The sequence below is a fragment of the Phenylobacterium sp. genome, assembly GCF_030645195.1.
Lineage (GTDB): Bacteria > Pseudomonadota > Alphaproteobacteria > Caulobacterales > Caulobacteraceae > Phenylobacterium.
On sequence record NZ_JAUSLW010000017.1, the window covers coordinates 15,599 to 31,127 of the forward strand.

Annotated in this window: 10 protein-coding genes; 7 read left to right on the forward strand and 3 right to left on the reverse strand. The window is 70.8% G+C overall.

Annotated features, from left to right (window positions below; genetic code table 11):
* The first annotated feature begins 103 nt into the window (after positions 1–103).
* From Q7T09_RS01520 to Q7T09_RS01540, 5 genes are all read left to right on the forward strand, one after another.
* A complete protein-coding gene (locus Q7T09_RS01520; protein ID WP_304697197.1) occupies positions 104–889 on the forward strand; it encodes an ImuA family protein in 786 nt (261 codons plus the stop codon).
* Positions 807–2,327, forward strand: coding sequence for a DNA polymerase Y family protein (locus Q7T09_RS01525; protein ID WP_304697198.1), 1,521 nt, complete (start codon positions 807–809; stop codon positions 2,325–2,327). The genes Q7T09_RS01520 and Q7T09_RS01525 overlap by 83 nt, the downstream gene beginning before the upstream one ends.
* The gene (locus tag Q7T09_RS01530; RefSeq protein ID WP_304697199.1) at positions 2,324–5,515 is read left to right on the forward strand and encodes an error-prone DNA polymerase; all 3,192 of its coding nucleotides are present in this window, start codon (positions 2,324–2,326) and stop codon (positions 5,513–5,515) included. Before Q7T09_RS01525 ends, Q7T09_RS01530 begins: the two co-directional genes overlap by 4 nt.
* Positions 5,516–5,622: 107 nt before the next feature.
* Complete coding sequence (locus Q7T09_RS01535) at positions 5,623–7,116, forward strand: carboxylesterase/lipase family protein (protein ID WP_304697200.1); 1,494 nt, start codon at positions 5,623–5,625, stop codon at positions 7,114–7,116.
* Positions 7,116–8,396 carry a sulfatase gene (locus Q7T09_RS01540; protein ID WP_304697201.1) on the forward strand — a complete coding sequence of 427 codons (1,281 nt, stop codon included), beginning with the start codon at positions 7,116–7,118 and terminating at the stop codon, positions 8,394–8,396. Before Q7T09_RS01535 ends, Q7T09_RS01540 begins: the two co-directional genes overlap by 1 nt.
* Before the next feature lie 9 nt (positions 8,397–8,405).
* On the opposite strand, the gene otsA is transcribed toward Q7T09_RS01540, so the two are convergent.
* Positions 8,406–9,806 (reverse strand): alpha,alpha-trehalose-phosphate synthase (UDP-forming), encoded by a 1,401-nt coding sequence (otsA, locus tag Q7T09_RS01545; RefSeq protein WP_304697202.1) that lies wholly within the window; start codon positions 9,804–9,806, stop codon positions 8,406–8,408.
* Entirely contained in the window at positions 9,803–10,555 is a 753-nt protein-coding gene (gene otsB, locus Q7T09_RS01550) for a trehalose-phosphatase (protein ID WP_304697203.1), read from the reverse strand. The genes otsA and otsB overlap by 4 nt, the downstream gene beginning before the upstream one ends.
* Before the next feature lie 154 nt (positions 10,556–10,709).
* Here otsB and zwf point away from each other — a divergent pair, with 154 nt between their 5' ends.
* On the forward strand, positions 10,710–12,173 hold the full coding sequence (gene zwf, locus Q7T09_RS01555; protein ID WP_304697204.1) for a glucose-6-phosphate dehydrogenase: 1,464 nt from the start codon (positions 10,710–10,712) through the stop codon (positions 12,171–12,173).
* Between the two features lie 19 nt (positions 12,174–12,192).
* Here zwf and Q7T09_RS01560 read toward each other — a convergent pair whose 3' ends face one another.
* Positions 12,193–13,980, reverse strand: coding sequence for a glycoside hydrolase family 15 protein (locus Q7T09_RS01560; protein WP_304697205.1), 1,788 nt, complete (start codon positions 13,978–13,980; stop codon positions 12,193–12,195).
* A 126-nt stretch (positions 13,981–14,106) separates the two neighbouring features.
* Here Q7T09_RS01560 and pyk point away from each other — a divergent pair, with 126 nt between their 5' ends.
* Entirely contained in the window at positions 14,107–15,528 is a 1,422-nt protein-coding gene (gene pyk / locus Q7T09_RS01565; RefSeq protein ID WP_304697206.1) for a pyruvate kinase, read from the forward strand.
* The last annotated feature ends 1 nt before the right edge of the window (position 15,529 follow it).

Genomic DNA, 15,529 nt, shown 5'->3' on the forward strand with positions numbered 1-15,529 from the left:
AGTCCCTGCGTCTGGGTTGGACGCCGGAGCGGCTCCACCTTGAGGTGATTGACTCTTCCGCGCCCAAGACTAGAACAAAATAGGAACAAAGGAACAGGAAGCCATGTCCGGTTTTCGCGATGAGCGGCTCGCCGCTCTCAAGGCGAAGATCGCCACCCTTGAGGCGGGCGGACGGGGGGACTCCGAATCCCTGCCCTTCGGCGATCCCCGGCTGGACGACTGTTTCCTGGGCGGCGGCCTGCCGCTGGGCTGCTGGCATGAGTTCGGGGGGGAAGGGCTGGAGGCCGAGACCGCCGCCTGTCCCGCCGGCTTCGCCGCCCTCATGGCCGCGCCCCTGGCCCGGCGCGGGGAGGCGGTCTGGATCCTGCGCCGCGACGACCTCTTCGCCCCGGGCCTGGTGGGGCTGGGCTTTCCGGCCGAGCGGCTGATCCAGGTCTGCGCCCGGGACGAGGCCGAGGCCCTGGCCGTGGCCGAGGACGCGCTTTCCACCCCCGGCGTCGCCGCGGTCTTCGCCGAGGTGGAGGCGGTCAGCCTGACGGCCGGGCGGCGGCTGCAGCTGGCCTGCGAGAAGCGCGGCGCCACCGGTTTCATTATCCGCAGGCGGCCCTATGGCGGCAAGGCCAAGGCGGGCGCCGGCTCGGCGGCGGCCAGCCGCTGGCGGGTCGCCCCCGCCGCCAGCGAGCCGGAGCCGGGGGAATTCGGCCTGGGCCCGCCCCGCTGGGCGGTGACCCTGGAACGCTGCCGCGGCGGCCGCACCGGCGCCTGGCTGTTCGAGGCCGGCGACGCCTTCACCTATGAGGCTTCTGATGGCACGCATCCTCTGCGCCTGGTCGCCCCTCTGGGCGATCTCCAACTGGCGCCGGCGCAACCCCTCCGACGCGCCGGCTAGCCCCTTTGCTTTGATCGAGCAGGCCCGGGGCACGCGCCGCCTGGCCGCCGTGGACCGGGCGGGGCGCAAGCTTGGCCTGTTCGTGGGTCAGAAGGCCACCGACGCTGCGGCCATCGCCCCGGAGCTGGTCACCGCCGAGGCCGAGCCGGAGGCCGACGCCCAGGCCCTGTCGGCCCTGACAGACTGGTGCGTGCGCTTCTCCCCCGCCGTCGCCGCCGACGACCCCGACGGCCTGTTCCTCGACATCAGCGGGGTCGCCCACCTGTGGGGCGGGGAGGCCCGGTTGCTGGCCGACTTCCAGGCCCGGCTCACGGCCAATGGCCTGGCCTTCCGCGCCGCCATCGCCGACACCCCCGGCGCGGCCTGGGCGCTGGCCCATTATGGCCAGGACGGCGCCATCGCCGAGCCCGGCCGGCAGATCAGCCTGCTGGCCCCGCTCCCGCCGGCGGCCCTGCGGCTGGCGCCGGAGACCGCCGCCCAGATCGACCGCCTGGGGCTGAAGGCCCTGGCCCAGCTCTTCGTCATCCCCCGCGCGCCGCTCGCCCGCCGGTTCGGGATCGAGACCCTGACCCGTATCGACCAGGCCCTGGGGCGCTCCAAGGAGGCGCTCAGCTTCCGCCGCCCGCCCAATCCCTGGTTCGCCAGGCTGGCCTTCGCCGAGCCCATCAGCACGCCGGAGGACATGGCCCGGGTCGCCTTCGACGTGGCCGCCAAGCTCTGCCGGCGGCTGGAGACGGAGGGGCAGGGGGCGCGGCGCTTCGAGCTCTGCTTCCACCGGCTGGACGGCCATGTCGCGCCGCTGACCGTCGGCCTGTCCCTGGCGGCCCGGGACCCGGCCCGCATCGCCAAGCTGTTCGCCCCGAAGCTGGAGACCATCGACCCCGGCTTCGGGATCGAGGTGGTGACCCTGGAGGCGACCGAAGTGGAGCCGGTCTCCGGCCGCCAGGCGCGGCTGGACAGCCTGCTGGAGGCCACCAGCGCCGAGGGCCTCGCCCCCCTGATCGACCGGCTGGTCAACCGGCTGGGGGAGGACCGGGTCTGGAAGGCCCGCGCCGTGGAGAGCCACGTGCCCGAACAGTCCGCGGTCCCGGGACCGCCGATGGCCGCGCCGCTCGCCGGCTGGGACCCCGAGCGGCCCCGGCCCCTGCGCCTGTTCCGTCGGCCCGAGCCGCTGGAATTCGTCTCCGCCCCCGTCCCCGACGACCCGCCCCTGCAGTTCCGCTGGCGGGGCCAGCTGCACCGGGTGCGCCGCGCCGAGGGGCCCGAGCGGATCGGCGAGGAGTGGTGGCGCGGGGCCATCGACGAGGTCCGGACAGATCACATCCGCGACTATTACCGGGTGGAGGACGAGGCCGGCGGCCGCTTCTGGCTGTTCCGCGCCGGCCTCTACGCCGAAGGAGTGGCGCCGAAATGGTGGCTGCACGGGCTGTTCGCATGACCCGCTATGTCGAGCTCCAGGCCACCACCAACTTCTCCTTCCTGCGCGGGGCCTCCCACCCCGACGAACTGGTCCAGACCGCCGCGGCCCTGGGGCTGGAGGCCATCGGCATCGTCGACCGCAACAGCCTGGCTGGGGTGGTTCGCGCCTGGTCGGCGGCCCGCGACCTGGGACCGGGCGCGGGGTTCAAGGCCTTCACCGGCTGCCGCCTGGACTTCGCCGACAGCACCCCCTCCCTGCTCTGCTATCCCTCCGACCGCGAGGCCTATGGCCGCCTGACCCGCCTGCTCACCGTGGGCCAGAGGCGCTCGATCAAGGGCCAGTGCGAGCTGCACTGGGAGGACTACCTGCAGCACGCGGAGGGCCAGCTCACCCTGGTGGTCCCGCCGCCGCGGCTGGATGACGCCTTCGCGGCCGACCTGGCGCGGATCGTCGAGGCCCTGAAGGGCTCGGTCTGGCTGGCGGCCTCGCGGCCCTATGGCGCGCGGGACGTCCACCGGCTGTCGACGCTGGCGGCCCTGGCGCAGGCCAGCGGGGCGCCGATGGTCGCCACCAACGACGTCCTCTATCACGGCCCCGAGCGCCGGGCCCTGCAGGACGTGGTCACCTGCATCCGCGAGACCTGCACCATCCAGGAGGCCGGCCTGCGCCTGGAGGCCAACGCCGAGCGCCACCTCAAGGGGCCGGCGGAGATGGAGCGCCTGTTCGCCCGCTTCCCAGGCGCGGTGGAACGCAGCGCCGAGATCGCCGATCGCATCGGCTTCGATCTCGGCCAGCTCAAGTACGAATATCCCGACGAGCCGGTGCCGCCGGGCAAGACCGCCATCCAGCACCTGCGCGACCTGGCCTGGGAGGGCGCCAGGTGGCGGTTCTCGACGGGCATGGGAGAGAAGGAGCGGGCCACCATCGCCCACGAGCTGGACCTGATCGAGAAGCTGGGTTTCGCCAACTACTTCCTCACCGTCCACGACATCGTCAAATGGGCCAGGGACCATGACATCCTCTGCCAGGGGCGCGGCTCGGCGGCCAATTCCTGCGTCTGCTTCTGCCTGGGGATCACCGCGGTGGATCCCACCAAGGCCGATCAGGACCTGCTCTTCTCCCGCTTCATCTCCGAGAAGCGCGGCGAACCCCCCGACATCGACGTCGACTTCGAACATGAGCGGCGCGAGGAGGTGATGCAGTACGTCTATCGCCGCTATAGCCGCGAGCGGGCGGCCATCGTCGCCACCGTCATCCACTACCGTCCGCGCATGGCCATCCGCCAGGTGGGCAAGGCGCTCGGCCTCACCGAGGACGTCACCGCCGCGCTGGCCGGCACGGTCTGGGGCAGCTGGGGCGACATGGTCCCCGACGACCACATTCGCCAGGTGGGGCTCGACCCCGCCAACCCCGAGATCCGCCGGGCCACGGCTCTGGCCCAGGAGCTGCTGAAATTCCCCCGCCACCTGTCGCAGCACGTGGGCGGCTATGTGCTCACCAAGCGGCGGCTGGACGAGACCGTGCCCATCGGCAACGCCGCCCTGAAGGACCGCACCTTCATCGAGAGGGACAAGGACGACATCGACGCCCTGCAGCTGATGAAGGTCGATGTCCTGGCGCTCGGCATGCTGACGGCGCTCAAGCGCAGCTTCGCGATGCTGCCGCCCCGGGAGGACGGGACCCCCATCACCGACATCGCCCACATCCCCCAGGAGGTCCCGGAGGTCTACGACATGCTCTGCAAGGCCGACTCCATCGGCGTCTTCCAGGTGGAGAGCCGGGCCCAGATGTCGATGCTGCCGAGGCTGAGGCCCCGGAAGTTCTACGACCTGGTGATCGAGGTCGCCATCGTCCGGCCGGGTCCTATCCAGGGCAACATGGTCCATCCCTATCTGAAGCGCCGGGCCGATCCGTCCCAGGTGACCTATCCGCGCCCGTCGCCGGAGTTCCCCCAGGACGAACTGGAGAAGATTCTCGGCAAGACCCTGGGGGTGCCGCTCTTCCAGGAGCAGGCCATGCGGATCGCCATCGAGGGCGCCCAGTTCACCGAGAACGACGCCGACGGCCTGCGCCGGGCCATGGCCACCTTCCGTCACCACGGCAATGTCGGAGAGTACGGGACCAAGTTCATCGAGGGCATGCGGGCTCGGGGCTACGAGCCCCAGTTCGTCGAGGACTGCTTCCACCAGATCGAGGGCTTCGGCTCCTACGGCTTCCCCGAAAGCCACGCCATCAGCTTCGCCTTGCTGGTCTACGCCTCGGCCTGGGTGAAGTGGAAATGGCCCGACGCCTTCTGCGCCGCCCTGCTCAACAGCCAGCCCATGGGCTTCTACCAGCCGGCCCAGCTGGTTCGCGACGCTCGCGAGCACGGGGTGGAGGTCCGCGCCCCGGACGTCCTGTCCAGCGACTGGGACTGCGCCCTGGAGCCCCTGGAGGGCCGCCGTCTGCGGGCGGTGCGCCTGGGGCTGCGGCAGATCAAGGGCTTCAAGGAGGCCGACGCCCTGACCCTGACGGAGATGCGCGCGGCGGGCGTGCGCACCGTGGAGGGGTTCGCCCGCGGACTCTCGCGCCGGGCCATGGAGCTGCTGGCCGAGGCCGACGCCTTCGCAGCCCTGGGGCTCGACCGCCGCCAGGCCCTGTGGGCGGTGAAGGGCCTGCTGGGGGAGGCCAGGGTGGAGACCGAGGCGCCCCTGCTGGCCGGGATGGGCCGCCCGGAGGTGCAGGTGGAGCTGCCCCTGATGAGCCTGCCCATGAACGTCACCGAGGACTACCGCACCATGCGCCTGTCCCTGAAGGCCCACCCCTGCGCCTTCTTCCGCGACGAGCTGGCCCAGGCCGGGGCGGTCCCGGCGGCGGCCCTGAAACACATGCGCGACCGACGCTGGACCTCGGTGGCCGGCATCGTCCTGGTGCGCCAGCGGCCGGGCACCGCCAAGGGGGTGGTGTTCATGACCCTGGAGGACGAGACCGGCATCGCCAACATCGTCATCTGGAAGGACGCCTTCGACGCCAATCGCCGCCTGGTGATGACCGCCACCCTGCTGCAGGTCCACGGCCAGCTGCAGATCGAGAGCGACGTGGTCCACCTGGTGGCCAAGAGCTTCACCGACCTCTCCCACTATACCGCCCGCCTGCGCGACGAGGGGCCGGCCGCCGACTCCGGCCGCAAGGCCGGCGGCCTGATCCACAGCCGCGATTTCCACTAAACCCCCCACGCTCAAGCTTGACCGGACCCCGCGCCCGGCGAATGGTTCGGCCCCATAAGCAGACCGGCCACCCATATTTTCAGGCCGTCGCCATTTCGGGGGATTCCATGAAGCTCGCCGTGCTCTCCACGATCCTGGCGCTCCTCGCCGCCCCGGCCCTGGCCGATCCCGTCAAGGTCACGGTGGAGGGCGGGACCGTCCTCGGCGTCGAGATCGGCAAGGTCGACGCCTGGCGCAACATCCCCTACGCTGCCGCCCCCGTGGGCCCCCTGCGCTGGGCGCCGCCGTCCCGCGCCCCGGCCTGGCGCGGCGAGCGGGACGGGACCAAGGCCGGGGTCTCCTGCCCCCAGCCCATGCGCCCCGACGGCGCGCCGAACATGGCCGGCGCCAACGGGCCGGCCAGCGAGGACTGCCTGCAGCTCAACGTCTTCGCCCCCAAGGGCGCCAAGAAGGCCCCGGTCATGGTCTGGATCCACGGCGGCTCGCACCGCTACGGCGCCGGCTGGATCTTCGACGGCTCCAACTTCGCCCGCGACGGGGTGGTGCTGGTGGCCATCAACTATCGCCTGGGCCCCCTGGGGTCCTTCGCCCACCCGGCCCTCACCTCGGCCGCCAAGCCCGGCGAGGCCGTGGGCAATTACGGCCTGATGGACCAGATCGCGGCCCTGGAATGGGTCAAGCGCAACATCAAGGCCTTCGGGGGCGATCCTCGCAACGTCACCGTCTTCGGCGAGAGCGCCGGGGGCGGCAGTACCCTGGCCCTGCTGGCCACGCCCCGGGCCAAGGGGCTCTACCAGAAGGCGGTGGTGCAGTCCGGCGGCGGCTGGTCGGCGCCCGTCATCCTGGCCGCCAAGGAAGCCGAGGGCGTGCAGGCCGCCGAGATCCTTGGCCTCTCCAGCCCCACCGCCGACCAGCTCCGCGCCGTGCCGGCCGACGACCTGATCGCCAAGGTCGAGGGAAGCTCCGGCCCCTTCGTGGACGGCAGGCTGATGAAGGAGACCCCGGCCCAGGCCTTCGCGTCGGGTCGCGCCAATGACGTGCCCCTGATCATCGGCTCCAATTCCGGCGAGGACTCGCTGATGGGCGAGTTCGGCCAGGACCCGGCCAAGCTGGGGGCGGCCCTGCCGGCCGGGGTGCGCGCGATCTATGCCGAGGAGGCCGCCCAGGGGGACACGGTCCTGGCCCGCGCGGTCTTCACCGACCGGGCCATGGGGGCGCCGGCCCGCTGGATCGCCGCCCGCGCCTCGGGCGGCAAGCCGGCCTGGCTCTACTACTTCTCCTATGTGGGCTCCCGCTTCCGCCCGATGGTGACCCGGGCCTTCCACGCCGCGGAGATCCAGTACGTCTTCGAATACTGGGGCCGCCGCACGCCGCTCAGCCTGATCAAGCCCGATGATCAGGCCATGGCCACCCTGATGCACGGCTGCTGGACAGCCTTCGCCAAGACCGGAAAGCCCAGCTGCGATTGGCCCGCCTATGACCCCAGGTCCGACCAGCTGATGGAGTTCGGCGCCCCCAGCGGCGTGCGCGCCGATTTCCGCAAGTCCCGCCTCGACGCCCAGGAGGCCTACGTCCTCCCCACCCTGTCCCTGAGCAAATGATGTCCAAGCGCCCGCCCAACTTCATCGTCATCCTGGCCGACGACCTCGGCTACGGGGACATCGGCTGCGACGGTGGCGCGATCATCCGCACCCCCAACCTCGACCGCATGGCCGCCGAGGGGGTGAGGTTCACCGACTTCTACGCCTCGGCCAATGTCTGCACCCCGTCCCGCGCCGGCCTGCTCACCGGGCGCTATGCGATCCGTTCGGGCCTGGCGCACGAGGTGATCCAGCCGGCCGACACCACCGGCCTGCCGCTCAGCGAGATCACCATCCCCAAGGCGCTGGGCGAGGCCTACGCCACCGCCCTGATCGGCAAGTGGCACCTGGGCCATGTGGCGCCCCACTGGCCGCCGACGGCCTATGGCTTCGACCGCTTCTACGGCCTGCCCTACAGCCACGACATGCGCCCGCTCTCGCTCTATTCCGGCGACGGAGCGGCCGTGGAGGTCACCGAGGCCAGGGTCGACTTCGCCAGGCTGACCCAGAATTTCTTCGAACAGACGCTCGCCTTCGCCGAGCAGAATCGCGACCGGCCCTTCTTCGCCCTGACAGCCCTCACCGCGCCCCATGTTCCCCTGCGCCCCAATCCCGACGACCTCACCGGGTCGCCGGCGGGCGCCTATGGCGAGGTGGTGGAGGAGATCGACCTCAATGTCGGCCGGCTGCTGGAGCGCCTGAAGGCGCTGGGCCTGGAGGAGGACACCCTGGTGATCTTCACCTCCGACAACGGCCCCTGGTTCGAGGGCTCCTCGGGGCCGTTCCGCGACCGCAAGGGCGGCTCGGCCTGGGACGGGGGCTTCCGCGTGCCCTTCATCGCCCGCCAGCCGGGGACCTTGCCGGCCGGGGTGGTGACCGACGCCCTCTCCAGCAATCTCGACCTCCTGCCGACCCTGCTGGCCATGGCCGGGATCGCCGCCCCCGCCGACCGGGAGCTGGACGGCGCCGACCTCAGCGCGGTGATGACGCAAGGCGCGGCCTCGCCCCACGAGCAGATCGTGCTGTTCGACAACACCCATGTGGCGGCGGTGCGCACGGCGCGCTGGAAGTATGTGGTTCGGTCCTACTACCGGACCATGGACATCCCCCTGGACCGCTATCCGCTGCTCTTCGACATGAGCCTCGATCCCGGGGAGAATTACAGCGTTGCGGCCCTGCATCCGGAGGCGGCCGCCGACATGGTCGCCCGCATCGAGGCGGCGCGCGCCAAATACGGTCCCATCGGCCAGGCCTTCCCGCCCCACGTCGCCCCGGCCAGCGCCGCCGACCATCCCGACTGAGGCGGCGGCTTAGCTCGCCAGCGCCGTGTGGATCTCCCGGATGTCCTCCAGGGCGCTCACGAAGGCGTCGCGCCAGGCGCTGACATCCTCGCGGCGGACATTGTCGAACAGCATCCGCCAGCGCTCCTTGCGCTCGGCGAGCGGCATGGCCAGGGCCCGCTGCAGGGCGTCGGCGATTTCCTCGGGGCTGTTGGGATTGACGATCAGGGCCTGCTTGAGCTGGTTGGCCGCCCCAGCGAACCGCGATAGGATCAGCACCCCGGGATTCTCCGGATCCTGGGCGGCGACATATTCCTTGGCCACCAGGTTCATGCCGTCGCGCAGGGGCGTCACCAGCCCCACCCGGGCGGCGCGGTAGATCCCGGCCAACTCGTCGCGGCGGTAGTTCTTGTTCACGTAGCGGACCGGGTTGCGGTCGATGTCGGCATACTCGCCGTTGATGCGGCCCGATAGGGCGTCCAGCCGCCCGCGGATCTCTTGGTAGGCCTCGACGCCCTCGCGGCTCACCGGGGCGATCTGCAGCATCAGGACCTCGCGGACCAACTCCGGATGGGCGGCCAGGAAGTGCTCGAAGCCGACGAACCGCTCCTCCAACCCCTTGGAATAGTCCAGCCGGTCGACGCCCACGATCAGGCTGCGGAAGGCGGTATGGGCCATCATCACGTCATAGGTGCGCCAGGCCCGGTCGCTCTTGGCCATCTCCGCGAACTCGGCGGCGTCGATGCCGATGGGGAAGGCGCCCACCTTCACCGTGCGGCCGAAGGCCCGCAGGTCGTTGCGGCCCACGGCCGCGCCGCGCGCCTCGGTCAGGACGTATTCCTCGAAGGCCTGGCGGTACTCTGGGGTCTGGAAGCCCACCAGGTCGTAGTCGAACAGCGATTGCACCAGCTTCTGGTGGCCGGGCAGGGTGACCATCAGCTGATGGGCCGGCCAGGGGATGTGCAGGAAGAAGCCGATGCGGTTCTTGATCCCCAGCTTGCGCAGTTCGCGCGCCAACGGGATCAGGTGGTAGTCGTGGACCCAGATCAGGTCGTCCGGCTCGATCAGCGGCGCCAGGGTCTCGGCGAAACGCTGGTTCACCCGCTCATAGCCCTCGCCGTATGACCGGTCGTAGGCGGTCAGGTCCTGGCGGTAGTGGAACAGGGGCCAGAGGGTCTTGTTGGCGTAGCCGTTGTAGTACTCGTTGAGGTCGGACTCCTCGAGGTCGATGGTGGCCACCGTCACCCCGTCGCAACGTTCGACGTTCAGATGGCCGGTGAACTCCGGCGTGGTCTTGCCGCTCCAGCCGAACCACAGGCCGGAATACTCCCGCAGGGCCGCCGACAGGGCCATGGCCAAGCCGCCAACGGTCTCGTCCCCCTTGCCGGTAGACGGATTGACCCGGTTGGAGACGACAATCAGCCGGCTCATCGCGCGGCCTCCAGCCAGGCAAGCGCGGCGTCCACGTCCTCCAGCCGCAGGCGCGCGGCGGTGGCCCGGGCGGGGCCCACCAGCACTCCGAAGCCGCCCAGGGCGCGAGCGGCGGTGAACCCATCCTCGTCGGTGAGGTCGTCGCCCACGAACACCGGCGTGGCGCCGGCGAAGGGGGATTGGGTCAGGAAGGCGACCACGCTGTCGCCCTTGGTGGCGCCGGGTGTGCGCAGCTCCCACACCATGTCGCCGGGTTGCAGGGCAAGGCCCGTCGCCGCGGCGATGCGCGAGGCCTCGGCGCGGGCGGCGGTGGCCTGATCGGGGGCGCCGCGATAATGCAGGGTGGCGCTGACCTGCTTGTCCTCCACCAGCAGGCCGGGACGGGAGTCGGCGAAGCGGCGCAGGTCGGCCAGGGCCTGCGGCAGGGCGGGGTGCGGCGTAGTCCGGGCGATCTCGCCATCGGCGTCGCGGCGCACCAGGCCATGCACGGCGGCCACGGCGCGGACCCGGCCCTCAAGGATGCGATCCACGTCGGCCAGGGTCCGGCCGCTCACCACGGCCAGCCGGCCGTCCAGGGCGCCAAGCAGGGCTTCGAGGATGCTGGTCCGGCGCGGATCGGGGGTCACGTCCTGCGGCCGGGCGGCGATGGGGGCGAGCGTGCCGTCCAGATCCAGGAACAGGGCCGTGTTCGCCAGCGCTAGGGGCGCGGGCGGCGCGTCAGGCCGGATGTCGAGTTCGGCGATCGCCATGAATTCCTTCGCCCCGGTCACGCCAAGCTCAACGCGTGGCGCGGGGGTTCGATCCTTTCGTCGTGGGGTTAGAACGAATGAGCAGGGCTTGACGTTGCAGGGGCGAACGCCGCTATGCGCGGTCTGAACTCCCGGCTCCGCGAAAGGTGACGCGATGGCGAAATCCCCCCTGGCCGACGTGATCGTCCTGTTCGGCGGCACGGGCGACCTCGCCCAGCGGATGCTGTTTCCGTCGCTGTACTTCCTCGACGCCGACGGCTTCCTGTCCGCCGACTTCAAGATCATCGCCACCGCCCGGGCCGAGATGACGCGCGAGGCCTTCGCCGCCCAGGTGCGCGAGACGGTGAAGTCCCGCGCCGGCGGCGTCGACGACAAGGTCTGGAACCGCTTCGCCCAGCGCCTGGACTATGTCGGCGGCGACGCCACCCAGCCCGCGGGAACCCAGGCCCTGAAGGCCGCCATGGGGCCGGCCAAGACCCCGATCTTCTACCTGGCCCTGTCGCCCAGTCTCTATGGCCGGGTCTGCGGCGCTCTGGGGGCGGCGGGCCTCGGCGGGCCCTCGGCGCGGATCGTGCTGGAAAAGCCCATCGGCCGCGATCTGGAAAGCTCCAAGGTGATCAACGACGCCGTCGGCGCGGTCTTCCCCGAGGAGAGCGTCTTCCGCATCGACCACTATCTGGGCAAGGAGACGGTGCAGAACCTCATCGCCCTGCGCTTCGCCAACACCCTGTTCGAGCCGCTGTGGAACAACCTGACCATCGACCACGTGCAGATCACGGTGGCCGAGACCGACGGCGTCGGCGACCGCTGGCCCTACTACGACGAGTACGGCGCCCTGCGCGACATGGTGCAGAACCACATGCTCCAGCTGCTCTGCCTGGTGGCCATGGAGCCGCCCTCGGACATGGCGCCGGAGTCCCTGCGCAACGAGAAGGTCAAGGTGCTGCGCTCCCTGCGGCCCATCACCCGGGCCGAGGTCGCCTCGATCAGCGTCCGCGGCCAGTATACCCCCGGCGTGGTGGGCGGCGCCTCGGCGGCGGGCTATGAGAGCGAGCGCGGCCAGGCCAGCAACACCGAGACCTTCGTGGCCCTGCGCGCCGATATCGACAACTGGCGCTGGGCGGGGGTGCCCTTCTTCCTGCGCACCGGCAAGCGCCTGCCCGAGCGGCGCACCCAGATCGCCATCCAGTTCAAGCCCGTGCCCCACTCCATCTTCGGCGACGGCGCCAAGGCCGACCTGGTGGCCAACCGGCTGGTGATCGACCTGCAGCCGGACGAGGATATCGAGCTGACCCTGATGAACCAGGCGCCGGGCCTGACCCACGGCGGCATGCGCCTGCAGTCCCTGCCCCTGTCACTGTCCCTGTTGCGGGCCTATTCCGGTCCCAACGCCCGGCGGCGCATCGCCTATGAGCGGCTGCTGCTGGACGTGATGCACGGCAACGGGACGTTGTTCGTGCGCCGCGACGAGGTGGAGCAGGCCTGGACCTGGATCGACGGCATCGAGGCCGCCTGGGCCGACAGCGGCATGGCGCCTCGCCCCTATGCGGCGGGAAGCTGGGGCCCCTCGGGCGCCTTCGCCCTGATCGAGCGCTCCGAGCGGGCCTGGTACGACTAGAGCACGTCAGGCGGCGGATTCACCGGACGCTGGTCCAGGGCTTGCTCAGCATGTTGGCGCAGTTGATCAGGCCCACCAGGGAGTAGGTCTGGGGATAGTTGCCCCAGAGCTCGGCCCCGTCGAGGGTGATGTCCTCCGACAGCAGGCCCGCGGCCGTCCGCCGGCCCAGCATCTCCTCGAACAGGTCGCGGGCCTCCTGGGCGCGGCCCGACATGTGCAGCACCTCGATCAGCCAGAAGGTGCAGATGTTGAAGGCGGTCTTGGGCTCGCCGAAGTCGTCGGGCACGGCGTAGCGCAGCATGTAGGGGCCGCGCCGCAGCCCCTCCTCCACCGCCTTGATGGTGGCGGCCATGCGGGGGTCCTCAGGCGCCACGAAGCGCACGTCCACAAGCTGCAGCAGGGAGGCGTCCAGCTCGTCGCCGCCGAAGGTGGCGGCGAAGCGGCCGAGCTTCTCGTTCCAGGCGCCGGTCTCGATGGTCTGCCGCACCTGGGCCGCGCGGTTGTTCCAGAAGTCGGCCCGTTCCATCAGGCCCAGCTGCTTGGCCGCATTGCCCAGCCGGTCGCAGGCCGCCCAGCACATCACCGCCGAATAGGTGTGGACGTTCTCCCGGCCGCGGAACTCCCACAGCGAGGCGTCGGGCTTGTCATGCAGTTCGAAAGCACGCTCCCCCACCGGCTCCAGGGCGCGGAAGTCCTCCACCGTGGCCGGTCGGAACAGCCGCTGGTCGAAGAAGGCCTGGACGGTGGAGAGCACGATCTGGCCATAGACGTCGTGCTGCAGGTGTTCGTGCGCCTGGTTGCCCACCCGCACTGGCCCCATGCCGCGATAGCCCGGCAGGTGCTCGGCGAACCGTTCTACCAGGGAGGGCTCCAGCCCCACCCCGTAGAGGGGCTGGACGTGGCCGCCCCTGGCGCTGTCGATGACGTTGCGCAGATAGACCAGGTAGTTTTCCAGCAGGTCGGCGGCCCCCAGCCGGTTCAGGGCCTGGACCACGTAATAGGCGTCTCGCAGCCAGCAGTAGCGGTAGTCCCAGTTGCGCTGGGAGCCCTCGTGCTCGGGGATCGAGGTGGTCAGGGCCGCGACGATGGCCCCGGTCTCCTCGTGGGCGCAGAGCTTCAGGGTGATGGCCGCGCGGATCACCGCCTCCTGCCACTCCAGCGGCACGGTCAGGGTCCGCACCCAGGTCCGCCAATAGTGGGTGGTCTCGCTCAGCATCCGCTCGGTGGTGGCGGCCATGTCGGCGTCGAACCCCTCGTCGGGGCCGAGGAACATGGAGAAGGGCTCCTCCAGCCGGAACAGCCGCTCGTCGTGGATGTGGGAGACCGGCGCCTCGGTGGTCAGCCTGAGCGTCATCTCCCCGCCCACATAGCGCAGGTGGTTGGAGCCGGTGGTCACCACGGCCGGCGCCTCGCCCCAGTTCACCATCGGCCGCATCCTGATGCGGATGCGCGGGACGCCGCTGACGGGCCGCACCCGGCGGATGAAGGCCATGGGTCGGTAGATTCGCCCGAACTGCCTGTAGCGGGGGCAGAAGTCGGTGATCTCCACCACCCCGCCGGACTTGTCGGTGATCTCGGTCACCAGGATCGGGGTGTTGCGGACATAGCTCTGCCGCACGCTGGCCATGTCCTCCACCTCGATGGCCCAGAACCCCTGATCCTCCGACTTCTCCCCCGACAGCAGGGCGCAGAAGGCCGGATCGCCGTCGACCCGGGGCGCGCAGGCCCAGACAAATCGGCCGCGACGGTCGATCAGGGCGCTGGCGGCGCAATTGCCGATAGGAAAGAGGTCGAGAGTCTGGGTCATATGGGCCGAATCCTCGAGGGTGTTGATCGGTTCGCGGCGCCCGCCCGCAGATGCGCCCTGACCACAGGAACGTCTTTTGATAGTGATCGATCTCATGAGCGCAACGCGATTTGGCAGGCAGGCCCGATGATCCGCGCCCGACACGCCCGCATTGTGGCGACCCTAGGCCCCGCCAGCCGCGAGCCGGCCCAGATCCGCGCCCTGGCCGAGGCCGGCGCCGACGTCTTCCGGGTCAATTTCAGCCATGGCGGCCACCGTGACCACGCCCGCACCATCGCCAATGTCCGGGCCGTCGAGGCCCTGGTGGGCCGGCCGCTGGCGGTGCTGGCCGACCTGCAGGGGCCCAAGCTGCGGCTGGGGGAATTCGCCGACGGCCGGGTGCGGCTGAAGACCGGCCAGAGCTTCCGCCTCGACCGCAGCCCCGTCGAGGGCGACGCCAGCCGGGTCTGCGTGCCCCACGCCGAGATCTTCGCGGCCCTCAAGCCCGGCGCCGACATCCTGCTGGACGACGGCAAGGTGCGGCTGCGGGTGGAAAAGTGCGGCGCCGACTTCGCCGACACCGTCGTGGTCTCCGGCGAGGCGCTCTCCAATCATAAGGGGCTCAACCTGCCGGGCCTGGCCATCCCGATCCCGGCCCTGACCGCCAAGGACCTGGAGGACCTCAACTTCGCCCTGTCCGAAGGGGTCGACTGGGTGGCGCTGTCCTTCGTCCAGCGGGCCTCGGACATGGCCGAGCTGCGCCAGATCGTCCAGGGCAGGGCCGGGGTCCTGGCCAAGATCGAGAAGCCCGCGGCCCTGGAGGCCCTCGACGAGATCCTCGACCTCTGCGAGGCGGTGATGGTCGCCCGCGGCGATCTCGGCGTCGAGCTGAACCCCGAGGACGTGCCGGTGGTCCAGAAGGCCCTGGTCCGCGCGGCCCGGACACGCGGCATCCCGGTGATCGTCGCCACCCAGATGCTGGAGAGCATGATCAAGTCCCCCAGCCCCACCCGGGCCGAGGCTTCCGACGTGGCCGGCGCGGTCTATGAGGGCGCCGACGCGGTGATGCTCTCGGCCGAGACCGCGGCTGGGGACTATCCAGTGGAGGCGGTGACCATCATGGACCGCATTCTCACCCGGGTGGAGAAGGACCCCCGCTGGCCCGAGCTGATGCGGGCGGAATATCCGGTGGAGGACGCCGACGCCGACGCCCTGGTGGCCGCGGCCCGGCGCGCCGGGGAGGCGGCGTCCACCGCCTGCCTGGTGGCCTTCACCACCACCGGCCAGACCGCCCTGCGCCTGTCGCGGGAACGCCCCCTGCAGCCGACGCTGGCGCTGACCACCCGTCTGGCCACGGCGCGTCGCCTGGCCCTGGCCTGGGGCGTGGAGGCCCGGGTGATCGACGAGGTCACCGATCCGGAGGACCTGGTGAAGGTGGCGGTCAACATGGTCACCGACCTTGGCCTGGCGCCCCCAGGCCACCGGGTCCTGATCTTGGCCGGCCTGCCGATGGGCTCGCCGGGCGCGGCCAACATCCTGCGTCTGGCCCACACGCCGATGAAGCGATAGG